Genomic DNA, 23,895 nt, shown 5'->3' with positions numbered 1-23,895 from the left:
AAGGGCGATTGGGCCGATGTCGGCCGGTCGCCGAAGTTATGGGGGCGTCGTCGGCATTCTGGCGCGGCGCAGAATATAGGTCTCTGTCATCAGCCCCATGATCCCGTCGTGGCGCGACTGCCAGCGCCGTACTTCGACGTCGAAACCGGTATTGCGCATGATAAGCAAGGGCAGGTCGTAGCCGTAGCGCCAGGTAACCAGGGCGCCGCCGCCCGGATCCTGGGGGTTTCCATGGTATTCGGGCGTACCGACGATGCGCAGCGTGCCGTCGTCGGTCACGAACGCGACCTGTTCGGATTTTTCGCGCTGCGCATAGGTCGGCGCGGTGAACATGCAGTAGCCGCCGGGTTTGAGTGTGCGGTGGATTTCGCGCAAGGCCAGGAACGGATCGAGCAAGTGCTCCAGGACGTCAAGATGCAGCACCAGATCGAAGCTGGCATCAGCAAAGGTCTGGGCGTGCAGGTCTTCATTGCGCAGCCGGCCCACCATCTCGCCGAAGGTTCGATCGGGGTAATAGCCGGACTTTACATAACCCGGGCAATTTTTTTGCAACCACGACGACAAGCCGCGTCCGGCCGGGGCCGCTTCATGGATTGCCAAGGCGCCTATGCGTTCGCGCGGATGCACGGAAAACAACGCACGCGCTAGCGCGCGTTCGCGAGTGATACAACTGCCCATCGGGCAAGCGGCGGCTTTCAGCAATTCCCGGCAGGTCCAATAGTCGTCCGGGGCGGAGAAGTCGACGCGCAGATCGCAGATCGGGCATAACGACTGCGCCGACTCTGCCGAAGCCTTCGCGGCGGGCTGTGCGGGTGTCGGCGCCGCGATTTCGGGCGTGATAGGCGACGCCGATTGCATGCTGGTCGCTACGACCGGTTTGCATGCGAACAGAGCGTGGGCGGATGCGATGGCGGTAGTGGCATCGGCATCCAGCGACAGCACATAGGGCCGGGTTTCCTGGGTGGAAAGCGGGGCCAGCAGCTCGGCGACAGTCAGGGCCGAGAAGCCTTCGCGATGATCGTGCGGCAGGCCAGCCAGGTAGCGTCCTAGCAACCAGTGCAACGACCACAGCGGCCGAAGCGCGCCGTAGACCTCGACCCGGACGTCGGTCAAGGGTTCGAACAGGCTGCGCAGTCCCTGCGCGGTCATGTTGTAGTAATGATGAGGATAGCCGTGCAGCGGCTGCAGGAACGGCGCCACGCACATCAGCTCGCCGCCGGGCTTGAGCACCCGCATCAACTCGCGCGCGGCCTGGAACGGGTCCTTGACGTGTTCGAGCACCGACAGCGACAGCACGGCATCGAAGCTGTCGTCCTTGAACGGCAGCCGTTCGGCGACGCCGAGCACGTCGGTGCTGTCGTAGGCGACCACTTCGTAGTTCACCACGTTCGCATAATAGACATCGCGCTGACCGGCTCCGCAATCGAGCACCAGGCCATCGGCGTGGCGCTCGATCAGTTCCAGCGCGCGCGCATCGTAACTGTGGCCGCTGACGTTATGGGTCGGCACGATGGCGAACGTCGCGCGCAGTGCCTCGCTCAAACCGTCCAGACGCTCGCCATCGTCGTGGATCGCGGCACCTTCGCGTAGCAGCGGCCGCAGTCTGAGCAGTTTTTCCCTGCGTTGCTCGCTCGGAACCGGAAGACGCAAACTGCGCCCTTCGGTGCGCCCGAAGTTGTCGAAATGCGCGCGTCCGGATCGGCAGTCGCCCTTATGCACCGCCGCGGCGACATCCGCGTTGGCGAGCAGATAGGCCTGCTCGTCGAAATTTTCGTCGGTGGCGAGTGCCTGCAGCGCATATGCATTCGTTCGCCGCGATGCGTTCGCGCGCGGCGAGGACGGTTGCTCGTTGACCGGTCCGTTCATGCCGGCCGGCCGAGTACACAGACCGATTGCCCGAGGTTCCCGTGGCCATTCATTTTCCGGCCATCGTCCCAACGTATCACTCGGTCCAGCGGTATATGCGGCAGATTGCCATCCTGGATGTCCAAGATGTCCAGTTCGAGGTGGCGCGCGAATTCGCCGATCATGTCGCGGTCGATGAACTGGTTGAGCACCTTGTCCGGCCGCTCGTCGATAACCGAGTTTTCGAATATGAACCAATGCGAGGGAATGCGGAATTCCAGAAACGAAAACACGATCTTCCCGCCCGGCCTGAGCGCCTGTTTGGCCGCGCACAGATAACGATAGGTTTCCTCGTGCTGCAAATGGGTGAACACCGAGAAGAACACGATGAAATCGGCGCTGCCGTCGGGTTCGGGAATGCTGGTTCCCGGCGCCGCGTAAAAACGCCAATCGCTGCGCCCGCACAGCGTTCGCGCGTAAGCGAACAGCTCGGGCACGACATCGATGCCGATGTAGGCGCCGGTCAGATAATCGGTGAGCTGCTTGGCCAGGCGTCCGCTGCCGCAACCGACATCGATGAGGCGGTGCCCAGGCTGCAATCCCAATTGTTTGAGCAGGCAGAATTCCAGCGCACCCACCGCCTCGAAGTCGCCACCGACGGCCAACGACATCGCACGCTGTTCGCCGTGCGTGTCGAGCAGTTCCTTGCTTTTTTTAAGATAGCTGGTAAGAAAATGCGGTAGTTTCATCGGGAGGCTCGTGCAGCAGGTTGGGCGCATCGCGCCGGATCGGGTGCGATGTCAGTAAGCCGCTGCTCTGTGCCAATCCCAGGCGCTGGCGATGATCTGGTCCAGGCGATCGAAGCGCGGGCTCCACTGCAAGCCGGACCGGGCCTTGTCGCTGGCGGCGACCAGTTCCGCCGGATCGCCGTCGCGGCGCGGAGCGAACGCGAAAGGGATGCGCAGACCGGTGATGTCGCGGGCGGTCTGGATCGTCTGCAATACGCTGAAGCCGTCGCCGTTGCCGAGATTGAAGCGGTGAGCTCCGACGTTGCAGTCCATGAAGTCCAGGGCGAGCGCATGCGCGTCGGCCAGATCCAGTACGTGCACGTAGTCGCGGATGCAGGTGCCGTCCGGCGTCGGATAATCGTCGCCGAATACTTTCAGGGGCGCGCCGATTCCCAGGGCCGAACGCAGTACGTTCGGAATCAGGTGGGTCTCCGGGAAGTGCGATTCGCCGATGCCGGCTTGCGCGGCGGCGCCGGCGGCATTGAAGTAACGCAACGACACCGAGCGTAACGCGTAGGCGCGCGCGGCATCGGCCAGCACGCGCTCGACCATCAGCTTGCTGGCGCCATAGGGATTGATCGGAGATTTCGGGTGGTTCTCTCGAATCCGCCCGGATATCGGCTGCCCGAATACCGCCGCGGTCGATGAAAACACTAGCCGCTCCACGCCGTGACGATGCATGGCGCGCAACAAGTTGAGGCTGCCGACGACGTTGTTGTCGTAGTAGTCGTAAGGCTGGCCGACCGATTCGCCGACCAGCGAGCGCGCGCAGAAATGCATGACCGCATCGACTGGGCGATCGAAGCCGGCCTCGAGCGTTTCGGGCTTCAACAGATCGGCTTCGATCAACCGCCCCCAGCGCACGGCCTGACGATGACCGGTGCTCAGGTTGTCGAGCACCGTGACTTCGTGGCCGCGTTCGGCCAGGACATAGGCAACATGCGAGCCGACATAGCCGGCGCCCCCACACACCAGAATATGCATCGCGACCAACGTGGAACTTAAGACACGCAGGCAGCTTAGTGGCGGAGTACTCGCGGAAATAGGTCGAAAAAACGTGGCTATTTCGTGGTTGGCCTCTCGCCGGTCAGACGATTGAAACGACGCAGGCGCTGGTACGTCGAACGATGGACAGGCGCAGGCGATGTGCTTGGCGAGACGGGCTGGGCGAAAAAATCAACCCACCGCCGACCCATCCGGATTCCGCTCGATCATCCAAAGCCCCGCCCACAGCTTGAGGTCGAGTTCGTAGCCTTCCGCCTGTTTCTGCATCAGCCACATCGGCGCGGAGGCGCGCGGTACCTGGTGGACGATGATGTCCTCGCCGGCCACGCCGCCGCCGTCGCCGACCTTGCGCAGCTGGGTGGCGCGGACGAAGGCGATGCGTTCGCTGCTCATGCCGGCGGAGGTCGGGCCGGTGAGCAGGACTTCGACGCGCGCGGGGTCCCAGCCGGTTTCTTCGATCAGTTCGCGTTGCGCGGCCGATTCGAGGGTGTCGTGGTCGTGGTCGTCGCCGACCAGGCCGGCCGGCATTTCGATGGTGCGCGCGCCCAGCGGGACGCGGTATTGCTCGACGAACAGGATGTTGTCGTCGGGGGTGACGGCGACGATGATCACCGCCATGCCCTTGCCGTGGGTGCGTTCGGCGTATTCCCAATGGCCGCGGCGCATCATGCGCAGCCACTGGCCGGTGTAGATGGTTTCGATCGGTTGGTCGTGCGCGGCGTGATCGGCTGACGTCATTGCGTTCCTCGCAGGGTCGTCTCGCGGCGGGGCGAGGCGCTTGGGCATGGCTGAAAGTGGGTGCGTCGCGGCGAGGCCGGCCGATCGGGACCGGCCGCGGCCGCGCGGCGACGCGTTCATGCCTTCAGCGTACCGCAGCGGGGCGGGGTCGGTCGGTGCCGTGGCGGCCGCGCCGCGGGCGGGTGATGCTACGACGGAACCTGTGACGCGGCGAAGTCCAGGCCGACCGCTTCGTGCAGGCGGCGCCGGGTCATCGGCCCGAAGCGCAGACGGTCGCACAGGTCCAGCAGGCCGGCCGCGTCGGCCTGGCCGCGCACGAAGTGGCCGCTGCTGTCGCCCAGCGGCGCGTCCAGCGCGATCGTGGTCAGCTGCCGGCACAGCAAGGCCTGCGTGCGGTGTTCGCGCAGCCGCGCCGCGGCGCTGGCGGCGCCGCGCAGGCGCAGGAACGGGACTTCCTCCACCCGCGCCAGCAAGGCGTCAAGGGTATCGAAGTGGGCGAGCAGGGCGGCCGCGGTCTTGGCGCCGATCCCGGGCACGCCGGGGATGTTGTCGACCGCGTCGCCGGTCAGGGCCAGGTAATCGGCGACCTGTCGCGCATGCACGCCCTGGCGCGCGTGGACGCCGTCGGCGCCCCAGCGTTGGCCGCGGGCGAAGTCCCATTGTTCGTCGTGGGTATCGAGCAACTGCGACAGGTCCTTGTCGGCCGACACGATCACGCCGCGGTAGCCGTGGCTGCGCATGGTCACGATCGCGCTGCCGATCAGGTCGTCGGCTTCGTACCGCGAATCCGACAGCACCGACAGGCCCAGCGCGCGGCACAGCGCCTGGCAGTGGCCGAACTGGCGCTTGAGCGCGTCCGGCGCGGGATCGCGATTGGCCTTGTAGGCCGGGTAGATCGCGTTGCGGAAGCACGAGTCCAGCGCTTCGTCGAAGGCGATGGCGATATGGCGCGGGCGTTCGCGCTCGATCAGTTCGAGCAGGAAGCGGGCGAAACCGTGGACGGCGTTGGTCGGCCAGCCTTCGGCGTCCTGGAATTCGTCGGGGATCGAGTGCCAGGCGCGGAACACGTACAGGCTGGCGTCGACCAGGTAGACCGGTGTGGGTGCGGCGTTGTTCATGGGCTCATTCAAGCACGCGGCGCTCAGCTCGGCGACCAGGCTTGGGTCAGTTCAAGCGGATCGGGGCGCTCGCGTTCGGGCGCATCGAGCTTGGGCGTGCCGATATGGATGAAGCCGGCGATGCGTTCGTCGGCCTGCAGCCCCAGCCACTGCGCGACCTGCTCGTCGTAGGCCGGCCAGCCGGTCAGCCAGACCGCGCCGAAGCCGCACGCCTGCGCCGCCTGCAACAAGGCGAAGCACACGCTGCCGACAGTGAGCACGCGTTCGAACTCGGGGATTTTTTCGTCGGGGCCGAGTCTGGCGATCACGGTGACGATCAGCGGCGCGGAGGAATACCGGCCGCGATCCTTTTCGACCGCAGCCTCGCCGGCGTCGGGAAACACCTCGATGCCGCGCGCGGCGACGCGTTCGCCCAGGGCGTGGCGCGCCTGTCCTTCGATGGTGAGGAAGCGGAACGGCACGCGCTTGCCGTGATCGGGCACGCGCACGGCCGAGGTCAACATACGTTTAAGGGTGGATTCGTCCGGTCCGGGCGCGGTGAGCTGCTTGGCGGGGACGGATCGGCGGGTGTCGAGGGCGGTGAGCAAGTCGGGGGAGGAGGGCGGCATGTAAGTAAGTTGAACCTCGGTCACAAAAATGAACGGCGACACATAAATGGTCGCATCTAGGCACTATCCTGACCGTGGCAGTCGCAAACAGACGCGACCGCATCCATCAGGGGGAACTCCGTACGTGTCCGGTCATTTGCACGGCGTCGTTCAGACCACGCGCAGCGATCCGTCGCGCGTGCTCGAAGAAATCAAACGACAGACGCTCGAGCAACTCGGGGGGCTGCCGGGCACCCTGTATGGACCGATTGAGGAAGCGCTGAAGGCCGACTCGCTCAAGGGCGACGGTCGCAATCATCATTACGAAGACCAGGCCGCATTGTGGATCCTGCGTCAGCAACAGGCCAGCCATGTCATGGCGTTTCGCCAGCAGGTCGGTCACGGCTTCGACGCGTTCCGCCAGCCCGGCAGCGTGGTCGGCGGGCTCGGCGGTTCGCCGCTGCAGTTGGTCGGCGAACAGCAGCTGGCGTTCGACCTGGACGGCGAGCGCCTGACCGAGGCGCTGGAACAGCGCTATCAGCGCCCGCTGGAAATGATCCGCAGCCGTCTGCAGATGATGTCGCAGGCGATGGGCGCGCCCGAGGGCGACAACCCGTTGGGGCCGTATCGGCTGGTCAAGGCCTTCACCGCCATCTACAGCGAAGCGCAGGTCAACGAAAGCCTGCGCGTGCGCCTGTTCCGCCAGTACGAATACGAACTCGCGCGGCTGCTGGGCGACTTGTACGGCCGCATCAACAATCTAATGGCGACGGCCGGTTACGGTGTCAGCATGGGCGGCGCAGGCGCGCCCGGCACGCCCGCGCGCGCGGCCGAAGAGCGCCGCGACCGCAACACGCTCGACAGCGTGTTCGACACCGTCCCGCATCGCGAGGCTGCTGCGTCCGTGCCCCATGACTACAACGCTCACTCCGCCGCGAGCGGCGGTTACGGTGGCGACGGCCATGCCGCGCATGCCGGCGGTCACGACGGCCAGCCGAACAACCAGCCGATTTCGCAGGCCGATGTGGCCGCGATGGCCAGCGAACTGGCCGAACTGCGCTCGCAGCTGCACGCCTGGCGCGAGGGCATGGTCAAGGCCGGCGGTCTGCCGCCGGGCCAGGCGCCGCAGCGTTCGATGGCGCCGCGGCGCGAGCTGCGCATCGACGAAGTGGTCGGCATGGCCTCGCTGCTGCAGCCCGAACCGCCGGACGCGTACGCGCGTGCATTGGCGGTGTCCGGACGCCTGGGCGAAACCATCCGCGACCAGCTGTTCGACGGCGCGCGCCGGCTCGGCTTCAATCCCGACCAGACCTGCTTCAGCGCCGAAGAAGACGATGCGATCGACCTGGTCGCGTTGCTGTTCGACTCGCTGTTCCGCAACCACGCCCTGCAGGACCGCGCGCGGCGCGTGTATGCGCGGCTGGTGATGCCGTACGTCAAGGTCGCGCTGACCGACAACGAGGTGTTCGTCAAACGCGAGCACCCGGCGCGGCGCCTGCTCGATGCGATCACCGAAGCCTGCGAAGGCAACGACGGCGAAACCCCGCAGGACCGCGATCTGCTCGAGCGCGCTTCGGACATCTCGCAGCGCATCGTCTCGGACTACAACGAAGACCTCGCGGTGTTCGAGCTGGCCCACGCCGAACTCGACGCCTTGCTGTCGCAGCACCGGCGCCGGATCGAATTGCAGGAACAGCGCGCGGCCAAGGCCACCTACGGCCGCGAGCGCCTCGGCGCGGCGCGTAGCCAGGCCGACGCGGCGGTGCGCGAGCGCATCGGCGAAGGCCGGCTGACCCAGGCGGTGGCCGACTTCCTGGCGACGCCGTGGCGGCATCACATGGTCCAGGTGTTGCTGCGCGAAAACGAAGATCCCAAGCGCCGTGCGCAGGCGCTGGCGCTCGGCGACGCGCTGGTGATGGCCGACAAGCTCGCCGCCGAGAACCGCGGACGCGAACTGGCCGACCAGTTGCTCGCGTTGCAGCCCATCATCGTGCAGTGCCTGGCCAGTTCGGGCCTGGACGACAGCGCGGCCCAGCACGGCATGGCCGGCCTGGTGCGGGCGCTGGCGACCCCGGACAGCGAGCGCGACGAACACGCGCCGCCGAGCGCGTCGGAGGTCGAGGAAGACATCGCCGAGGAACGCCGCCTGTACATGGCCGGCGGCGACGGGTCCGGCGCGCACGATCCGTTGCTGGCCGAGCGCATGCGTCAGCTCGAACCGGGCGATTGGCTGCGCCTGACCAACACCCAGGGCGAGACCGTCGCGGTCAAGGTCGCCTGGGTCAGCCCGTTGACCTCGCGTTTCCTGCTGGTCAACCGGCGCGGCGTGCGCGCGCTGGTGGCGTCGGCGGAGGAGTTGGCGGTGTTGGCGGCGTCCGGCCGGTTGCTGGTCGGCGCCGAGCGCACCGCGTTCGACGAGGCGATGCGGCAGGTACGGCGGCATCTGGATCGGGTGATCTGAGCGGCAGGTCCATCGCCGCGGGCCGAATCGGGGCGACATTCCTAATACACCTGCTACACCATCACGACGGGGCGAAAGCCCCGAAGTTTTTTGTGGGAGGGCCTTCAGGCCCGACGCTTTCGGCTCAGGTCGCGTCGCCCTGGCGGGGGCTGGCGGCGATTTGATCGAAAAGCGTCGGGGTTGAAACCCCTCCCATAAAAGACCTCGTGGTTGACTCGCAGTTGATCGGAAGCACTTGCGGCGAAGGCCAGAAGTCTTTTGTGGGAGGGCCTTCAGGCCCGATTCTTTTGGCTCAGGTCGCGTCGCCCTGGCGGGGGCTAGGCGGCGATTTGATCGAAAAGCGTCGGGGTTGAAACCCCTCCCACAAAAGAACCTCGCGGCTTTGCAGCGGCGCGGCGGTGGGACGGCCCAAGAGGCGACGTTGTCGCCACGATGTGACCCCAATCCGTTTCCGCGCCCGCCCGCCGTCGCCGTCATCGATTCGAGATCGCACGGCCGCCGGGCATTCCGCTACGATGCGGTGAACGGGGTACGGAGCGGAGCATGTCGGGCATTACGATTGGCGTTGCGAGCGAAACCGCATCAGGCGAGAAGCGCGTCGCGCTCACGCCGGAAACCTGCAAGAAACTGGTCGCGCGCGGCGCGCGGGTGCGCGTGCAGCGCGGCGCCGGCCGCGCGGCGAGCTTCACCGACGATGCCTATGTCCAGGCCGGCGCCGAACTCGCCGACGACGCGGCCGCGGCCGTGGCCGACGCCGAGGTGGTGCTGTGCGTGCAGGCGCCCGACCCGGCGCGGCTGGCGAGCCTGCGCGAAGGCGCGGCGCTGGTCGGCCTGCTGCAGCCGCAGGCCGACGCCGCGCGCGGCGAGGCCATCGTCGCGCGCAAACTCAATGCCTTCCCGCTCGAACGCCTGCCGCGCACCACCCGCGCGCAGGCCATGGACGTGCTCAGCTCGCAGGCCGGCATGGCCGGGTACAAGGCGGTGTTGATCGCCGCCCAGCTGGCGCCGCGCTTCTTCCCGATGCTGACCACCGCGGCCGGCACGATCCGCCCGTCCAAGGTATTGATCGTCGGCGCCGGCGTCGCCGGCCTGCAGGCGATCGCGACCGCCAAGCGCCTGGGCGCGCAGGTCGAAGGCTTCGACGTGCGTCCGGAAACGCGCGAACAGATCGAATCGCTCGGCGGCAAGTTCCTCGACCTGGGCGTGAGCGCCGCGGGCGAGGGCGGCTACGCGCGCCAGCTCACCGAGGAAGAACGCGCCGAGCAGCAGCGCCGGCTCGGCGAGCACCTCAAGAACATCGACGTGATCGTCTGCACCGCCGCGGTGCCGGGACGCCCGGCGCCGAAGATCGTGACCGCGGCGATGATCGGCGGGATGAAGCCCGGCAGCGTGCTGGTCGACCTGGCCGCCGAAACCGGCGGCAATTGCGAACTGACCCAACCCGGTGAAACCATCGACGTCGACGGCGTGACCATCGCCGGCCCGTTGAACCTCGCCAGCAGCGGCGCGGTCCACGCCAGCGAGATGTACGCGCGCAACGTGTTCAACTTCGTCAGCCTGTTCGTCAACGACGGCGCGGTGAATTTCGACTGGAACGACGAATTGCTGACCAAGACGGTGTGGCCGGAGCGCGCCGCGCCCGCCTGATCGGTGAAGCGGATCGTCACCCGCGAGGATGCGATCGCCTGGTTCAGGGACCAGGGGTTCCTGCATTGGCCGGGCGCCGAGCGCCCGGGCCACATCGGTATCGCCGGCGAAGTCGAACGCGTGGTGTTGGGCGCCGGTCGGCGCGGCCCTGAGGATCCGGGCACGGTGCTCGATCTGCATCACGACACCTTCCTGATCGCTCAGGATGGCGCGCGCTGGCAAGTCGTGGACAGCGCGGCGCAGAGCGAAGACCAGAGTTTCGATTCCCTGCACGAGGCCGCGCTGGAAGTCGGCCGCCGCATCAACGCGCTTCGCAACGAACGCGGCCGCGGCCACGACGCGCTCGCCGATGCGCTGTCGCAGTTGCGCATGCGCGGTTTCGTGGTGCGCAGCGACCGGCATTGGTCGTCATCGCGCATCCTGCTGTTCGACGCGGCGCAGGGCGATGCGGCGGATACCGATGAGCTCAAGCGCAGCCGCGCGGTTTTCAGCCTGAGTTTCGATCCGCGGCGCGGGGATTGGCGGGTGCTGGGCTATCGCGAACCGCATCGCGGCGAGGAAATCCGGTTCGAGGCCGTGCATGACGCGATCGCGTGGTTGGTGGTGCGGCTTGATGGCGCGGTGTCGGGCGATGCGGGTGGGGTATCGCGCTAGGTGGTTCGCGGGTGGCGGCGCTTTGTGGCGGGGCGATCGGGTTTGCACGAGTTCTGAGCGATGCGGCGGCGCGGTGTATTGCAGCATTCCCCTCCTGACGTTCCCCTCCTGAGCGGAAGCGATGGCGTGTCGAAAGCGATCACGCTCGGATGGCTTGGATGTGTGCTGCGAGATGCGGTGACGCCGTGGGCGAGGTGGCGCGGTCGCGGCTCGCGCCGCTCCAGGGGGTAATCGTGGCTGCGATCAAGCCCTGTAGGAGCGGCGCGAGCCGCGACACGCAGGGTTCGGTCGCGACGTTAATCAGATTGCCGGACTAAACGGCTCGCCCGGACTGAACGGCGCGGTGCGCGCTTGTGTGGTCCGCCGGGCCGAGTCAAATCGATCCCGATTCCCGATTCCCGATTCCCGATTCCCAAATCCCAAATCCCAAATCCCAAATCCCGAATCCCGAATCCCGAATCCCGAATCCCCGGCCAATCAATCCCGCGGCGGCCGCCCACCCTCGGGCTTCGGCGGCGCCGGATTCGCCTGCGCCCAGGCGCGGCGCTGGTCCGGGGTCATGGTGCGCCACTTCTCCATCAGCGCGCGGCGCGCGTTGTCGTCCAGGCCACGCATCTTGCCGTACAGGGCGCGCATCTGGCCGCGTTCTTCCGGGTTCAGATGCTCCCAGCGCTTCATGCCGCGGCGTGCGTCCTGGCGTTCGTCGGGGCTCATCTGCTGCCAGCGGCGGGCGTGTTCGAGCATGCGCTCGCGTTCTTCCGGGGCGTTGTTCCAGCGGTCGCGCATCGGCGCGATCAGTTGCTCGCGCTGCGCCTGGCTGAGCTGTTCCCACTTCGGCAGGTTGGCCGCGGAAGCGCCCGCGGGCGGAGGCGGCGGCGCGGCGAAGGCCGGCGCGGCGAACACGACGCCGACGGCCAGGGCCAGGCCGGCGAAGCGGAGCGTAGCGAGGCGAGGCATGGCGGTTTTACTCCGTGTGATGCGGCAGGGCGTCGGTGTTGGACGCCAGCCACAGGTAAAGATCGGGATTTTCGTCGAGCGCGGCGACCGCGGTGTCGGGGTCGTAGCTGATGTCGACGACCGGGTGGGCGAGGTTGGCGTTGCTGGCGAGCGCGGGTACCGCAGTGACGCCGGGCACGGTTCCCGAGCTGCCCGGGTTGCCGGCGAACTGCAGGCCCAGGGCCAGCGCGAACGCGGCCACGCCGCCGCTGGCTAGGGCCCAGCCGAATACGCCGCCGCGGCGGCGCGCGCGCGCGGCGGAATCGTTGCGGATCGCGCGCAGGCGCATGCGGGTATCCGGGCTGACCTGTTCGACCGCCTGCGCGTACATCGCGCGCATCGCCGCGTCGAAGCGCTGCTCCGGGTCGTCGTGCCGTTGGGACCGCGACGGATCGCCGCCGGGTGGGTTTTGAGTGCTCATCGCCATTCCTCCAATTGCCGCTGCAGGGCTTCGCGTGCTCGCGACAGATGGGTTTTCACCGCGCCTTCGCTGCAACCCATCGCCCGCGCGGTCGTGGCGACGTCGAGTTCTTCCAATATGCGCAAGGAAAACGCCTCGCGTTGCCGGCGCGGCAGCTTGGCCAGCGCGTCGGCGAGTTTGCCGTATGCCTCGCGGCCGTCGTGGGTGCGCGAGGGGTCGGGGCCGTCGTCGGCCCAGTCCATCGGCGCATCGTCGTCGTCGCGCGCGGCCGGCATCAGCCAGCGCAGGCGGAAGGTGCGGCGGCGCTGGATGTCGACGATCCGGCTGCGCAGGATGCTCCAGAACAACGGCGTCCATTCCTGCGGCGGACGCTCGCGGTAGCCGAGCATCTTCATCATCGCGTCCTGGACCGCGTCGAGCGCGTCCTCGCGATGGCGCAGGCCCAGTTCGGCGAAACGGAACGCGCGCGTGCCCAGGCCGGCCAGGAACTCCTCGATCGTCGCCGGCAGGCGCGCGGGCGGCGTTTGATCGGCCTGCTCGTGTTGTGCCTGTTCGGGCTGGACCGGTCGGTTCGGGGCGGCGTCCGGCGGCGCGCTGTCGCGCAGCCTGCTCGTGGACGCGGCCGGGTCCGAGGTCGACCCCGGCGCCGTTCGTGGCGTAGACGGCCCGGTCGGCGCGGCCGATTCCGGGCGCACGCCGCCCGCCCGCCGATGCTCGTAGCGGTGTTCCAGCGGATCGCCCGGCGGGTCGTTGTCGACGCTCACGGCCTCCAGCATACGGGCGCTTGGCGGTAGCAGCACCTGGACCTCCTCAACGGCGGCCGGCCGGGCCGGGCGGGCGAGTGTGACGGCGGGTGGTGGTCGGCATGGGCATTCCTGGCACCGGAATGTGCGGCGCTTACACAATCCGCAAACGTCCCCGCCCCGGATCGGTTGACAGCGGTGGCGCTGCATTCACGGACGGTTATGATGCGGCTGACATCGCATGGGGACAGAACGGATGAGCGACGGGTTCGTGGCGCTGTATATCTTCATGCTGGCGGGTATCGCCGGCCACGTCATCATTTCGCGGGTGCCGGTGATCCTGCACACCCCGCTGATGTCGGGTTCCAACTTCATCCACGGGATCGTGCTGATCGGCGCGATCATCGTGCTCGGCCACGCCGACACCACCCTGGAGAAAGCCATCGGCTTCGTCGCGGTGCTGCTCGGCGCGGGCAACGCCGCCGGCGGCTACGTGGTGACCGAACGCATGCTGGAGATGTTCAAGTCCAGCAAGAAGCCGGCCGGCAAGGCGGGCGGTTGAATGAGAACGCCCGTGCATTCGCCGCGATCGCCGCGGCCGTCGTCGGCCTGGCGCTGGTCGCCGGCCTGTCCTTCCTCGGTTACGTCCTGCCGTCCGGGCAGCTGTCTTTCTATGGAGCGCGCGTCCTGATGGATCTGTTGCCGATCTTGGTCAAGAGCAGTTATCTCGTCGCCGCCACCTTGTTCCTGCTGGGCCTGCAGCGCATGGCCTCGCCGGTGACCGCGCGCAGCGGCATCCGCTGGGCCGGCGCGGGCATGGTCATCGCCACGGTGGCCACGTTCGCGCTGCCGGGTATCGAAAACTACGGGCTGATCCTGCTGGCGTTGGTGATCGGCACGGGCCTAGCGTGGGTGTCGGGCAAGAAGGTCGCGATCACCGACATGCCGCAGATGGTCGCGCTGTACAACGGCATGGGCGGCGGTTCGGCGGCCGCGATCGGCGCGGTCGAACTGCTGCGGCTGTCGGCGCGGATGCCGGCCGATCCGCTGCAGGCGCAGATCGAACGCGGCGTGATCGCGATGCAGACCCCGAGCGTGTCGCTGGTGCTGGCGGTGATCGGCGCGGCGATCGGCGCGATCTCGCTGTCGGGTTCGGTGATCGCCTGGGCCAAGCTCGACGGCCGCCTCGACCGGCGCGTGGTGTTTCCGGGCCAGCAGGTGTTCAACGCGATCGTCGCGCTGGCGATGGTCGCGCTGGGCATCGCCGCGTTCATGACCCTCAACGTGCCGATCATCATCGCCTTCTTCGTGGTCGCGCTCGCCCTGGGCGTGCTGATGACGCTGCCGATCGGCGGCGCCGACATGCCGGTGGTGATTTCGCTGTACAACGCGTTCACCGGCCTGGCGGTGGCGTTCGAAGGCTATGTGCTCGGCAACGAGGCATTGATCATCGCCGGCACCATGGTCGGCGCGGCCGGCATGCTGCTGACGCGGTTGATGGCCAAGGCGATGAACCGGCCGATCAGCGGCGTGCTGTTCTCGAATTTCGGCGGCGGCGGCGAAGCGCAGGAAATCAGCGGCACCCAGAAGCCGATCGAAGCCGGCGACGTCGCCGCGATGATGGCCTTCGCCGAACGCGTGGTGATCGTGCCCGGTTACGGCCTGGCGGTCGCGCAGGCGCAGCACAAGATCTGGGAACTCAGCCAGAAGCTGATGGAGCGCGGGGTCAAGGTGAAATTCGCGATCCATCCGGTCGCCGGCCGCATGCCCGGGCACATGAACGTGCTGCTGGCCGAAGCCGGCGTGCCCTACGATCTCATCGTCGACATGGACGACATCAATCCCGAGTTCGCCAACACCGACGTGTCGCTGGTGATCGGCGCCAACGACGTGGTCAACCCGGTCGCCAAGACCGATCCGGCCTCGCCGATCTACGGCATGCCGATCCTGGACGTGATCAATTCCAAGAACACCATCGTGATCAAGCGCGGCAAGGGCACCGGGTTCGCCGGCATCGAGAATGCGCTGTTCTACGCCGACAACACCCGCATGCTGTACGGCGATGGCGCGGAAATGGCCAGCGCGCTGGTGTCGGAATTGAAGGGGCTCGACGGCGGGCATTGACCGCTTCGAACCGATCGCGGATACAGGCGCAGGCAAGGCATGCGCGAGATACGGCTCAGCCCGCTCGGCCAGCATCTTTCGCTGGCCGAGATTCGCGGCATCGTGTATTCGGTCGCCCGACACATCGGCGCGCGGGTGCTGACGATCGACGACCCCAACGCCGCGCGCAGTTTCGTCGCGGTGATGCTGGAAGAGCAGTAGCCGTGGGGAACCTCACGGCGGATCTATCTGTTGTATTCGTTCGACCACGACGCCTGGGCCGTGGTGACGCCGAGCAGACTCGGACTCGGACACGAGCACGAGCACGAGCACGAGCGCGCGCACGGAGCGCCGCCCATGGGCTGGACTCATCTGTACGAACCCGAATTCCTCGATCACGAGGGGCTCATCGCGGCGATGGCCGATTTCCACGGCATCGAGCTGTGGTCGTCGTACGATCCGACCCGGCCGGTGCCCAAGGATTTCCCTGCGCGCGTACCCGGAGACTTGAGCTACTGGCGGCCGCAACGGCTCGGCGACGCCTTGTTCAACTGGTGGGATTGAGCGAACCGGCATCCGCGCCTTGAGCCGATCCCGCGCGCAATCGGCGCAGGGCAAAGTGGTGACGTTTGGGATTGGGGAATCCGCGCCGGGTTGCCGATGATCGACGGCTCAGTCCCGCAGGATTCGTCGTCATGAAGCTACGCGCCGTATCGCTCGCCATCGCCGCGGCCTTGTCGCCGTTCGCCGCCACGAGTCAGGTGATCGGCGTGGCGGTGGATTCGAAGGTGATCCTCAAGGACGGCGCCAGCGCGATCGCGCCCGGCCCGCATCGCGATTCGGCGGTGTTCTTCCGCTTCGCCGACGGCGCGCTGCGCAGGTTCGGCGAAGTCGAGGTGCCGACCAGTTACCTCGGCGCGCCGTCGTCGGTGGCGGTGTCGGGCGACGGCAAGCTGGCGTTGGTCAGCGCGTCCACGCGCTTGGATCCGGCCGATCCAAGCAAATACGCCGACGACGATCGCGTCTCGGTGGTCGACCTGAGCGGCAAGACGCCGAAAGTGACGCAAACGCTGGCGCTGGGCGTGTCGCCGTCCTCGATCAAGTTGAACCCGGCCGGGACGATGGCGCTGGTGCCGTCGAGCCCGGGCAACAGCATCACCGTGCTGTCGGTGCGCGCAGGCCGGATCGCGGTGGTGGATACGGTGAAGATGGCCGCGAACATGGGCGCGCTCGCGGCCGGGTTCTCGCCCGACGGCAAGCAGGTGCTGGTGACCCAGGCCGATGGTCAGCGCGTGGGTTTGTACGCGGTCGAAAACGATCGCCTGCGGCTTCCGGCGATCCGCGAGATGGGCGCGGGCATCACTCCGTTCACGCCGTCGTATTGCGGCGACAGCGGTCTTGCGGTGGTCGCCAATTTCGGCGTTCCCGACAGCGGCAACGGCGATGTCGACACGGTCAGCCTGATCGATCTGTCCGGCGCCAGGCCGCGCGTCATCGACACCGTCAGCGTCGGTTCCGCGCCGGAGGATGTCGCCTGTTCGCCCGATGGCCGTTACGCGGTCGCGGCGGTGCAGAACATGAGCAACCGGCCGAAGGATCATCCCTTCTATTCGCCCGACAGCCTGGCGGTGCTGCTGAAGATCGAAGGCCGGCGCCTGCAGCGCGTGGATCAGGCGCCGTTCGGCGCCTGGGCCGAGGGCATCGGCTTCGCCGACGATTCGCGCACGCTGTTCGCGCAGAGCATCGTCGAGCGCGCGATGTACACGTTCCGGATCGAAGGCGATCGGCTGCAACGCGCGGGCGCGCCGATCGTGTTCGCGAACGGCGCGCCGGTCGGGATCGGCGTGGCCGGACGTTGAGTCGCCGCTTCGCGCCACGCTTGCCGACGCGGAGCGACGAAACCGATCAGCCTCCGCGCACGCGCAAGGTCAGGCCCTTGAGGAAGTTGCGCAGCATCTGATCGCCGCAGGCGCGGAAGTTCTTGTGGTCGCTCTGGCGGAACAGCGCGCTCAGCTCGGGTTTCGACACCGGAAAACCGGCCAGTTCGAACACCTGATGCATGTCGACATCCTTCAGTTCGAAGGCGACGCGCAATTTCTTGAGCACCAGGTTGTTGCTGACCCGCTTCTCCATCGGCCGCGGCGGCGCGTTTTCGTCGCGGCCGCGGTAGTGGAACACCAGCCCGTCGAGGAAGCGCGCGAGCACCGCGTCGCTGCATTCGGCGTAACCCTCGTCTTCGTCCTTCTTGAGGAAGGCCTGCACGTCGGCCTTCTCAATGGCGAAGTCGGGATCGGCGAGCTTGACGATCTCGACCACCTTGAGGTCGCTCAGGTCGAGCATGTAGCGGATGCTGCGCAATACGTCGTTGGTGATCATGGTCTGTCCTGCCGGGCCGCTCGGCCCGGTGATGAAGCTGTCGGCCGGCGCGCGGGGCGCCGCCGTCCGATGGAGTGCCGTCGTCGACGCGGCGCCCGGCGAGAACGCCCGGCGGCCGTCGAGATGGGATGCGAGGGCGGATTCTCGCATTTCGGGCGCGGCTGGGGACGGATGGGGCGCGGATGCGCCGGTTTTGCCCGGATCGGCATGGAGGGCGCGACGGCGCTCGGCGGCTTGGTCGCGGGCTGCCCGAGCGGGCTGGGACGATTTCAATCGTCGGCCGTGCGCGGAACGCGCGGAACAAGGCGGGGCACGGCGCGACCGGGCGCGGCCCGCGCTGCGCCCGGTTCGGCGGAGTATCGATCCGCGCACTCAACGGGCGCGGACATCGAATGCCGCCGCGGCTACGACTCGCCCGGCTGCGGTGCGGTCAGATTCGGCCATTCGCTGAACACATCGCCGTGCGGCCTGCGGCTGGCGTGGCAAGCCGCGCAACCGTCGCGGTCGGCGTTGTTCAGGCGATCGGTGGCGCTGCCGGCGGCGAATTCGGCGTAGCCCCAGCCGCCGGTCGCGGCGAAGCGCCGGCTGTCCTTGACCATCACGTCGATCTGCCGGCGCGGGCCCTGGTCGACGAGGCCGTCGCCGTGGTCGCGGGTTTCGAACAGGTCGTAGACCAGCACCGAGCCGTCGGCGTAGCGGCCGCTGCGATAGCCTTCGAGCGAGGCGGCGTTGGCGTAGATGTGGTGCAGGCCGCCGAAGCGCGCGAAGGCCGGGTGCTTGGCGGTGATCAGGCCGCTGCGGATGTGGGTCCAGCGCGAATAACCGGTCGGGTAGGCGATGCGGTCTTCGGTGCGCGTGGTGGCCGCGACCGCGCTGTCGGCGACGGCCGGCGGTGTGGCGGCGCTGGCCCAGCAGCCAATCGTCAGGGCGAATGCGGCCATGCCGAGCATCGTCGGCGTCCGCGTCGGCCGCGCCGGCGACTGCGTGGATCGCGTACCGCCGGCATTCGCGCTATCCGCGTTGCGATCAACGCCCATGGCGCGAGCCCTGGTTCGACAGCGCGCGATTCACCGCCCAGGCGATCGGCCAGGCCACGAAGACGATATGCACCGCCACGCTGAGCACGATCCACAGCATGTCCGGCGGCAGCCCCTTGGCGCCGGTGCGGGAGAGCGGCACGACGATGAAATTCATCGCCACGAACAGCCACAGGCCGTAGATGGTCGAGGCCAGCCACGGATGGCGGCGCATCCAGTCGAGCTTGCGCGCGGCGACGGCGTACACCGCGGCCATCACCAGGGCGATGAAGTAGTGCAGGAACAGGCCGAGCGACGCGGTCGTCGCACCGCCGGCCAGCGCCGCTTCGCGCCCGACCAGACCGGAGGCGACGCTGTGCAGGATGCGTTGCGCGGGGACGTGCTGGGTCAGGCCCCAGTAGGTGATCGCGTAGACGATGTCGAGGGTGCCGGCGATGAGTCCGCCGATGGCGGTCCACAGGGGCAGGGAGCGGGTGGTGGCGGGCATGGTGGGCTCGGGTTGGAGAGGGTGGGGTGGCTGCCGCTGTTTGAGGTCGATGCGTGGTTCGCTTGCTGCGAGGTGTTGCAGATGCGGTGGTATGCAATTGGCGTGTAGGACGTATGCAGCCAGACCGAGTCATTCAACGGTCTTGAGAAAAAGTCGCTGGATATTCGGCTCCGCCGAAGTACAGCGGAGCCCGCGTTCGCGGGAATGACGGCTTGAAAGTGTTTCGCGCGTTCGTGCTTTTGCTCGTCATTCCCGCGAACGCGGGAATCCAGTGACTTAAGCGTCATGGCTCACGAGCGATTGCATGACCGATGCGCGGCTTTGGAAAATCCGATTCCCGATTCCCGATTCCCGATTCCCGATTCCCGAATCCCGAATCCCCACCCAATCAAGCCGCCCTGACCGCAGCCCGCTCCAACCGCCGAGCCTGCGTCGCCGTCACCCCGAACGAATTCTTGAACGCACGGCAGAACGCGCTCTGGCTTTCGAACCCCAGCGCCTCGGTGATCTCGCACACCGGCATGCGGGTGTCGCGGACCATGCGCCAGGCGCGGTCCGAGCGCAGGCGCGCGGCGTACTCGGTCGGGGTTTCGTCGAACACGTCGCGATAGATGCGGATCAGGTGGCAGGGCGAGTAGTTGGCGCTGCGGGCCAGGCGGTTGAGGTCCAGGCGGATCTCCGGATGCCGGCGGATCAGGTGTTGCACGCGCAGCAGCCGCAGCAAGGTCTGCTGGCGCCGGCGCTGGGTGCGGCCGCTGCAGCGCGGCAGGCGTGCCTGCAGGTCGCGTTGTTGTTCCAGCAGCAGCGAGCACAGGGTGCGGACCAGGGCTTCGCCGTTGGCGGCCAGTTCGTCGGGTTGCGCGACCAGCCGCGCCAGCCGCACCAGCAGCCGTTGCGCGTCGCGCGGGGCCAGGCCTTCCCAGGGGAACAGGTCTTCGGCGCCTTCGTCCGGACCGGTCAGCAGGTGCGGGCGCCACGCCGCTTCCGGGCCGCACAGGCACAGCCACCAGCACGGCACCCGCGCGCTGCTGCGCAGGCGGCCGTCGCGCCAGATCTGCAGGTGCCCGGGCGCCAGTTCCCAGGTGCTGTCGGCCGACTCCAGCCGCAGCGGTCCGCGCAGCGGCAGCCACAGCGACAGCCAGCCGCTCGGCAGGTCCAACTGGACCGCGCGGCCGGAGGCGCGGACCAGGTGCAGGGTCGGGCGGGACGCCGACAGGTCGAGGTGTTCGGCGAAGTGGATGCGGTGGTGATGCAGGCTCATGCGCGCCTCGTGGGGTGTGCGGCAGTGGGGGAGACCACAGCGGTTGGCCCCTAAGCTAGCCATCCGGGGCTGTCATCTGGAGGGCCAATTACCCTGGCCTCGAAGGAGCCAATCGGTGTCGGCCCGGTTCACCCGCGACACCCGGTATTGCGCCGGGGGCGCGCCGTCGATGTGCCGGGACCGACCGACTCGCGCTCCACGCCTCGCAAGTCGCCGATTGGCTTGGCACTATCGGCCGCAAACCCGGTCCGCAGGGGCCAATCCGGAGCACGCCATGTATCTGCCGCTGGACGGCCGGGGGCCTTTGCACGGCCAATTGGTCCGGTCGCTGAAAGAGGCCGTGCTGGGGGGCCGGTTGCCCGCCGGAGTGCGGTTTCCGCCGACCCGGCTGCTGGCCCAGCAGCTCGGGGTGTCGCGCAATACGGTGCTGGCGGCCTACGAGCAACTGCGCGCGGAAGGCTTCATGCAGGCCCGGGTCGGCTCGGGCAGCTACGTGGCCCTGCCCGGCGCGCCGGTGCAGCCGCGCAGCGAGCCGCCGGCGCGGATCGCCGCGCAAAGCGCCTACGCGCGGCGCCTGCGCCGCTATCACGATCACGCCAACATCCCCGGCCGGCGCGCGCCGGGCACCCTGCACAGCTTCCAGTACGGGGTGCCGTTCACCAATCCGCTGCTGACCTCGGCCTGGGCGCGCGCGTTGTCGCATGCGGCTGCGTACCAGCCGCCGAACTACCCGCCCGCGCAGGGCCTGCCGGCGCTGCGCGTGGCGGTGTGCGAGTACCTGTCGCTGCGCCGCGGCGTGCAGGCCGCGCCCGAGGACGTGGTGATCTGCGCCGGCACCCAGCAGGCGATCGGCCTGACCGCGCGGGTGCTGCTCGACGAAGGCGACGAGGTGGCGATCGAGGAGCCGCAGTACTTCGCCGTGCGCGAAGCGCTGCAGATCCACGGCGCGCGCTTGTTGCCGGTGCCGGTCGACGGCGAAGGCCTATGCACCGATCTGTTGCCCGAGCGCCCGCCGCGATTGATCTGCGTGACCCCGTCGCACCAGTTCCCGACCGGCGCGCTGATGTCGCTGCCGCGCCGGCGCGCGCTGCTGGACTACGCCAACCGCCACGAGTGCTGGATCTTCGAAGACGACTACGACGGCGAATTCCGCTACGACGCGCAGCCGCACGCGGCCCTGGCCGGGCTCGACGACGGCCGCCGGGTGATCTACACCGGCACCTTCTCGAAAGTGCTGTTCCCGTCCTTGCGGCTGGGCTACATCGTCGCCCCGCCGGGTTTGCGCGACGATTTCATCAGCGCCAAATGGTGCGACGACTTCGGTTCGCCCGGGATCGAGCAGGCCGCGCTGGCGCATTTCCTCGCCGACGGCGGTTTCGAACGCCACCTGCGCCGCACCGCCAAGACTTTGAAACAGCGGCGCGATGCCCTGCTGGAGGCGCTGCGGCGCCTGACCGGCGACGCGGTGCAGATCGACGATTCGCATGCCGGCATGCACCTGCTGGTGTGGCTGCGCGGCCGCGACGCGGCCCAGGGCGCGGCCTTCATCGCCTTCGCCCAGACCCGAGGATTGGGGCTGTATTCGATCGCGCCGTACTACTTCGAACCGCCCGATCGCGCCGGGTTGTTGTTCGGCTACGGCGCGCTGTCGGTGGCGGAGATCGAGGAGGCGGCGCGGATGTTCGCGCATTGCCTGGAGGCGATGGCGTTCGGGGAGTGACGAGTCGGGACGAAAGCGGCCCGCAGCCCCTGCAGGAGCGGCGCGAGCCGCGACCGCGAAACGCACACACCGCGCATGCCGCGGTTCGATTCGTCATGCAGGCTGCGGCGTTCAGCGGTGCGAACAAGCCGTTTCGATCGCCGGCAGTTGCGACGTCGTTTGGTTTTCGCGGTCGCGGCTCACGCCGCTCCTACAGGGGCTTACGGACGCAATCGCATGGATCGGGCGACCCCGCAGCCCGGGTAGGAGCGGCGTGAGCCGCGACCGCGAACCCCGCACACCGGCGCGGGCCGCACCCTGACCCGCGCCCTCAGCGCGACGCCACCGCCGCAACGACCAACGCAATCCCCAGCCAGATCAGGTCCATGCCGGTATTGGCCAGCTGGAACAGGATCAGGAAGAAGTTCGGCCCCAGCTTGGACGCCGAGTCCAGCGGGTCCAGGCCCATCACCGCGCCGTACTGGCCCGCGGCGATGCCCCAGTTGGCGAACAGCACGATCGCCACGGTCGCCAGCACGCCGAACGCGAGCCGGCGCGGGCCCGGGCGCCAGCCGCCCAGGCGCATCATCCAGGCGATGTCGAGCGCGCCCAGCACCGCCATCCAGCTGCATTGGCGGTCCCAGGCCAGGCTCAGCAGCACCCAGAACGCGGCGAACCCGAAGATGCCCAGCACCAGCAGCAGCCACGACAGCGGGGTCATCCGGCGCTCGGCACCGGCCGGCGGGGCCTCGCTCTGCGACGCCTCGCGTTGGGAAGCGTGGGCGCGCGGGTCGGTCGCGTGGTGGTCGGGCGGGACGGCGACGGTCATGGGCGGAACACTGTGGATGGGGCAAGCCCTACAGCATAGCCGGCCGCGACCGGTAGAATGGCGCGACTTGTGCTGCGGCACGGCATCCCCATCTTTCCGCCATGTATTCCCGCAGCAGCGAACCCGTCCGTTTCGAGCGCGATTGCGCCGCCGTCCTCGTGCCGCAAGGCGAAGAGGTCAATCTGCCTGCCGGCAGCGTGGGTTACATCACCCAGGCGCTCGGCGGCAGCTACACCGTGTTCGTCGAAGGCAACCTGTTCCGCATCGCCGGCCGCGACGCCGACGCGATCGGCAAGGAGCCGCCCGAACCGCTGGAACTGCCCGCGGGCGCCGACGACGAGGCGGTCGAGCAATTGGTGTGGAAGCAACTGCGCACCTGCTTCGATCCGGAAATCCCGATCAACGTGGTCGAGCTGGGTCTGGTCTACGAGGCCGTGGTCAAGCCGCGCGAGGACGGCCAGCGCGTGGTCGAAGTGCGCATGACCCTGACCGCGCCGGCCTGCGGCATGGGCGACATCCTGGTCGACGACGTGCGCAGCAAGCTCGAAATGATTCCGACCGTGGCCGAGGCCGACGTCGAGCTGGTGTTCGATCCGCCGTGGGGCCGGCACATGATGTCCGAGGCCGCGCGCCTGGAAACCGGAATGCTCTGACGCGTCGGCGCGAAGCCGCGTTCGACACCGCTCGTATCGACACTTGAAACATCGCGCTGTGATCCAAGCGTCCTGATCGCGCTTCGGCGATCCAGCGCGCGCATGCCGGTCGCGCCGGACGGTTCGCTCTACAACATCCACAACCGCACCGGCGGCAGCGCCGACAACGTGACCGGCACCTTCACCTTCAACCTGTCGAGCGAGGCGCTCAACGGCGCCTGGACGCTGCGCGCCAACGACAACGCCCTGGGCAATGCCGGCCGCGTCGACAGTTGGAGCATCACGTTCTGATTCGAACCATCTCGCTTCAAGCCGCGCGATTGGAAGCGGCGTGATTTGCAAAGGCGCGATTGAAACGGTGCGATTCAAGGCCACGCGATTCAAAACATCGCGATCCAAAGCGTCACGATCAAAGCGTCACGATCAACGCGGCACCGATCGATAAGC

At 67.9% G+C, this 23,895-nt stretch carries 25 protein-coding genes; 11 read left to right on the top strand and 14 right to left on the bottom strand.

The annotated features are described in order from the left end of the window. Positions 1–36: 36 nt before the first annotated feature. The 6 genes from KME82_RS19045 to KME82_RS19020 all read right to left on the bottom strand — a co-directional run bounded on the left by KME82_RS19045 (position 37) and on the right by KME82_RS19020 (position 6,102). On the bottom strand, positions 37–1,866 hold the full coding sequence (locus tag KME82_RS19045; protein ID WP_215495421.1) for a class I SAM-dependent methyltransferase: 1,830 nt from the start codon (positions 1,864–1,866) through the stop codon (positions 37–39). Further along, positions 1,863–2,594 carry a class I SAM-dependent methyltransferase gene (locus tag KME82_RS19040; protein WP_215495420.1) on the bottom strand — a complete coding sequence of 244 codons (732 nt, stop codon included), beginning with the start codon at positions 2,592–2,594 and terminating at the stop codon, positions 1,863–1,865. The genes KME82_RS19045 and KME82_RS19040 overlap by 4 nt, the downstream gene beginning before the upstream one ends. Positions 2,595–2,645: 51 nt before the next feature. Continuing rightward, a complete protein-coding gene (gene galE, locus KME82_RS19035) occupies positions 2,646–3,617 on the bottom strand; it encodes a UDP-glucose 4-epimerase GalE (protein ID WP_215495419.1) in 972 nt (323 codons plus the stop codon). Between the two features lie 192 nt (positions 3,618–3,809). Then, positions 3,810–4,376: an NUDIX hydrolase gene (locus KME82_RS19030; RefSeq protein ID WP_215495418.1), complete on the bottom strand. Its 567-nt coding sequence runs from the start codon at positions 4,374–4,376 to the stop codon at positions 3,810–3,812. Between the two features lie 188 nt (positions 4,377–4,564). After that, the gene (locus KME82_RS19025; RefSeq protein ID WP_215495417.1) at positions 4,565–5,494 is read right to left on the bottom strand and encodes a 5'-3' exonuclease; all 930 of its coding nucleotides are present in this window, start codon (positions 5,492–5,494) and stop codon (positions 4,565–4,567) included. A gap of 23 nt (positions 5,495–5,517) precedes the next feature. Next, positions 5,518–6,102 carry a nitroreductase family protein gene (locus KME82_RS19020; protein WP_215495416.1) on the bottom strand — a complete coding sequence of 195 codons (585 nt, stop codon included), beginning with the start codon at positions 6,100–6,102 and terminating at the stop codon, positions 5,518–5,520. Between the two features lie 124 nt (positions 6,103–6,226). On the opposite strand from KME82_RS19020, the gene KME82_RS19015 reads away from it, so the two are divergent. The 3 genes from KME82_RS19015 (at position 6,227) to KME82_RS19005 (ending at position 10,843) form a co-directional block, all read left to right on the top strand. Further along, on the top strand, positions 6,227–8,542 hold the full coding sequence (locus KME82_RS19015) for a DUF1631 family protein (protein ID WP_215495415.1): 2,316 nt from the start codon (positions 6,227–6,229) through the stop codon (positions 8,540–8,542). Between the two features lie 543 nt (positions 8,543–9,085). Continuing rightward, positions 9,086–10,189 (top strand): NAD(P) transhydrogenase subunit alpha, encoded by a 1,104-nt coding sequence (locus KME82_RS19010; protein ID WP_215495414.1) that lies wholly within the window; start codon positions 9,086–9,088, stop codon positions 10,187–10,189. Between the two features lie 3 nt (positions 10,190–10,192). Continuing rightward, the gene (locus KME82_RS19005) at positions 10,193–10,843 is read left to right on the top strand and encodes a hypothetical protein (RefSeq protein WP_215495413.1); all 651 of its coding nucleotides are present in this window, start codon (positions 10,193–10,195) and stop codon (positions 10,841–10,843) included. A 477-nt stretch (positions 10,844–11,320) separates the two neighbouring features. On the opposite strand, the gene KME82_RS19000 is transcribed toward KME82_RS19005, so the two are convergent. From KME82_RS19000 to KME82_RS18990, 3 genes are read right to left on the bottom strand one after another with little or no spacing between them, the layout of a single operon-like run. Beyond that, positions 11,321–11,800, bottom strand: a complete 480-nt coding sequence (locus tag KME82_RS19000) for a DUF3106 domain-containing protein (RefSeq protein WP_215495412.1) — start codon at positions 11,798–11,800, stop codon at positions 11,321–11,323. Positions 11,801–11,807: 7 nt separating this feature from the next. After that, entirely contained in the window at positions 11,808–12,260 is a 453-nt protein-coding gene (locus KME82_RS18995) for a hypothetical protein (protein WP_215495411.1), read from the bottom strand. Next, on the bottom strand, positions 12,257–12,769 hold the full coding sequence (locus tag KME82_RS18990) for an RNA polymerase sigma factor (RefSeq protein ID WP_036114424.1): 513 nt from the start codon (positions 12,767–12,769) through the stop codon (positions 12,257–12,259). The genes KME82_RS18995 and KME82_RS18990 overlap by 4 nt, the downstream gene beginning before the upstream one ends. 490 nt (positions 12,770–13,259) lie before the next feature. On the opposite strand from KME82_RS18990, the gene KME82_RS18985 reads away from it, so the two are divergent. From KME82_RS18985 to KME82_RS18965, 5 genes are all read left to right on the top strand, one after another. Next, positions 13,260–13,565 carry an NAD(P) transhydrogenase subunit alpha gene (locus tag KME82_RS18985; protein WP_056113093.1) on the top strand — a complete coding sequence of 102 codons (306 nt, stop codon included), beginning with the start codon at positions 13,260–13,262 and terminating at the stop codon, positions 13,563–13,565. Positions 13,566–13,693: 128 nt separating this feature from the next. Next, the gene (locus KME82_RS18980) at positions 13,694–15,127 is read left to right on the top strand and encodes an NAD(P)(+) transhydrogenase (Re/Si-specific) subunit beta (RefSeq protein ID WP_215499131.1); all 1,434 of its coding nucleotides are present in this window, start codon (positions 13,694–13,696) and stop codon (positions 15,125–15,127) included. Between the two features lie 39 nt (positions 15,128–15,166). Then, entirely contained in the window at positions 15,167–15,328 is a 162-nt protein-coding gene (locus KME82_RS18975; RefSeq protein ID WP_215495410.1) for a hypothetical protein, read from the top strand. Between the two features lie 135 nt (positions 15,329–15,463). Continuing rightward, positions 15,464–15,670, top strand: coding sequence for a hypothetical protein (locus tag KME82_RS18970; protein WP_215495409.1), 207 nt, complete (start codon positions 15,464–15,466; stop codon positions 15,668–15,670). Positions 15,671–15,801: 131 nt separating this feature from the next. Continuing rightward, positions 15,802–16,965 (top strand): hypothetical protein, encoded by a 1,164-nt coding sequence (locus KME82_RS18965; RefSeq protein ID WP_215495408.1) that lies wholly within the window; start codon positions 15,802–15,804, stop codon positions 16,963–16,965. Between the two features lie 46 nt (positions 16,966–17,011). On the opposite strand, the gene KME82_RS18960 is transcribed toward KME82_RS18965, so the two are convergent. From KME82_RS18960 to KME82_RS18945, 4 genes are all read right to left on the bottom strand, one after another. Continuing rightward, entirely contained in the window at positions 17,012–17,482 is a 471-nt protein-coding gene (locus KME82_RS18960) for a DUF1456 family protein (protein WP_215495407.1), read from the bottom strand. A gap of 404 nt (positions 17,483–17,886) precedes the next feature. Beyond that, entirely contained in the window at positions 17,887–18,423 is a 537-nt protein-coding gene (locus tag KME82_RS18955; protein ID WP_215495406.1) for a cytochrome P460 family protein, read from the bottom strand. An 85-nt stretch (positions 18,424–18,508) separates the two neighbouring features. Next, positions 18,509–19,006, bottom strand: a complete 498-nt coding sequence (locus tag KME82_RS18950) for a hypothetical protein (protein WP_215495405.1) — start codon at positions 19,004–19,006, stop codon at positions 18,509–18,511. A gap of 388 nt (positions 19,007–19,394) precedes the next feature. Then, positions 19,395–20,267, bottom strand: a complete 873-nt coding sequence (locus KME82_RS18945) for a helix-turn-helix domain-containing protein (protein ID WP_215495404.1) — start codon at positions 20,265–20,267, stop codon at positions 19,395–19,397. Positions 20,268–20,541: 274 nt separating this feature from the next. On the opposite strand from KME82_RS18945, the gene KME82_RS18940 reads away from it, so the two are divergent. Continuing rightward, positions 20,542–21,987, top strand: a complete 1,446-nt coding sequence (locus tag KME82_RS18940; RefSeq protein ID WP_215495403.1) for a PLP-dependent aminotransferase family protein — start codon at positions 20,542–20,544, stop codon at positions 21,985–21,987. Positions 21,988–22,297: 310 nt separating this feature from the next. Here the strand turns inward: KME82_RS18940 and KME82_RS18935 are convergent, their stop codons facing one another. Then, positions 22,298–22,795 (bottom strand): hypothetical protein, encoded by a 498-nt coding sequence (locus KME82_RS18935; protein ID WP_215495402.1) that lies wholly within the window; start codon positions 22,793–22,795, stop codon positions 22,298–22,300. Between the two features lie 101 nt (positions 22,796–22,896). On the opposite strand from KME82_RS18935, the gene sufT reads away from it, so the two are divergent. Together sufT and KME82_RS18925 are read left to right on the top strand one after the other, a co-directional pair. Further along, positions 22,897–23,448: a putative Fe-S cluster assembly protein SufT gene (sufT, locus tag KME82_RS18930; RefSeq protein WP_215495401.1), complete on the top strand. Its 552-nt coding sequence runs from the start codon at positions 22,897–22,899 to the stop codon at positions 23,446–23,448. 102 nt (positions 23,449–23,550) lie between these two features. Continuing rightward, positions 23,551–23,739, top strand: coding sequence for a proprotein convertase P-domain-containing protein (locus KME82_RS18925; protein WP_215495400.1), 189 nt, complete (start codon positions 23,551–23,553; stop codon positions 23,737–23,739). Positions 23,740–23,895 lie beyond the last annotated feature (156 nt).

The organism is Lysobacter capsici, from assembly GCF_018732085.1.
Classification (GTDB): domain Bacteria; phylum Pseudomonadota; class Gammaproteobacteria; order Xanthomonadales; family Xanthomonadaceae; genus Lysobacter; species Lysobacter capsici_A.
The sequence above is the reverse complement of the archived record's forward strand: the minus strand, read 5'-3'. Positions and strand labels throughout refer to the sequence as shown.

Excerpts from the sequence above, each read along its gene's own strand:
- KME82_RS19025 (WP_215495417.1), bottom strand. The coding sequence starts at position 5,494 with ATGAACAACGCCGCACCCACACCGGTCTACCTGGTCGACGCCAGCCTG.
- KME82_RS19000 (WP_215495412.1), bottom strand. The coding sequence starts at position 11,800 with ATGCCTCGCCTCGCTACGCTCCGCTTCGCCGGCCTGGCCCTGGCCGTC.
- KME82_RS19040 (WP_215495420.1), bottom strand. The coding sequence starts at position 2,594 with ATGAAACTACCGCATTTTCTTACCAGCTATCTTAAAAAAAGCAAGGAA.
- KME82_RS18985 (WP_056113093.1), top strand. The coding sequence starts at position 13,260 with ATGAGCGACGGGTTCGTGGCGCTGTATATCTTCATGCTGGCGGGTATC.
- KME82_RS19010 (WP_215495414.1), top strand. The coding sequence starts at position 9,086 with ATGTCGGGCATTACGATTGGCGTTGCGAGCGAAACCGCATCAGGCGAG.
- KME82_RS18925 (WP_215495400.1), top strand. The coding sequence starts at position 23,551 with ATGCCGGTCGCGCCGGACGGTTCGCTCTACAACATCCACAACCGCACC.
- galE (WP_215495419.1), bottom strand. The coding sequence starts at position 3,617 with ATGCATATTCTGGTGTGTGGGGGCGCCGGCTATGTCGGCTCGCATGTT.
- KME82_RS18945 (WP_215495404.1), bottom strand. The coding sequence starts at position 20,267 with ATGAGCCTGCATCACCACCGCATCCACTTCGCCGAACACCTCGACCTG.
- KME82_RS18960 (WP_215495407.1), bottom strand. The coding sequence starts at position 17,482 with ATGATCACCAACGACGTATTGCGCAGCATCCGCTACATGCTCGACCTG.
- KME82_RS18935 (WP_215495402.1), bottom strand. The coding sequence starts at position 22,795 with ATGACCGTCGCCGTCCCGCCCGACCACCACGCGACCGACCCGCGCGCC.
- KME82_RS18965 (WP_215495408.1), top strand. The coding sequence starts at position 15,802 with ATGAAGCTACGCGCCGTATCGCTCGCCATCGCCGCGGCCTTGTCGCCG.
- KME82_RS19020 (WP_215495416.1), bottom strand. The coding sequence starts at position 6,102 with ATGCCGCCCTCCTCCCCCGACTTGCTCACCGCCCTCGACACCCGCCGA.
- KME82_RS18950 (WP_215495405.1), bottom strand. The coding sequence starts at position 19,006 with ATGCCCGCCACCACCCGCTCCCTGCCCCTGTGGACCGCCATCGGCGGA.
- sufT (WP_215495401.1), top strand. The coding sequence starts at position 22,897 with ATGTATTCCCGCAGCAGCGAACCCGTCCGTTTCGAGCGCGATTGCGCC.
- KME82_RS18970 (WP_215495409.1), top strand. The coding sequence starts at position 15,464 with ATGGGCTGGACTCATCTGTACGAACCCGAATTCCTCGATCACGAGGGG.
- KME82_RS18995 (WP_215495411.1), bottom strand. The coding sequence starts at position 12,260 with ATGAGCACTCAAAACCCACCCGGCGGCGATCCGTCGCGGTCCCAACGG.
- KME82_RS18980 (WP_215499131.1), top strand. The coding sequence starts at position 13,694 with ATGGATCTGTTGCCGATCTTGGTCAAGAGCAGTTATCTCGTCGCCGCC.
- KME82_RS19045 (WP_215495421.1), bottom strand. The coding sequence starts at position 1,866 with ATGAACGGACCGGTCAACGAGCAACCGTCCTCGCCGCGCGCGAACGCA.
- KME82_RS18975 (WP_215495410.1), top strand. The coding sequence starts at position 15,167 with ATGCGCGAGATACGGCTCAGCCCGCTCGGCCAGCATCTTTCGCTGGCC.
- KME82_RS18940 (WP_215495403.1), top strand. The coding sequence starts at position 20,542 with ATGTATCTGCCGCTGGACGGCCGGGGGCCTTTGCACGGCCAATTGGTC.
- KME82_RS19030 (WP_215495418.1), bottom strand. The coding sequence starts at position 4,376 with ATGACGTCAGCCGATCACGCCGCGCACGACCAACCGATCGAAACCATC.
- KME82_RS18955 (WP_215495406.1), bottom strand. The coding sequence starts at position 18,423 with ATGGCCGCATTCGCCCTGACGATTGGCTGCTGGGCCAGCGCCGCCACA.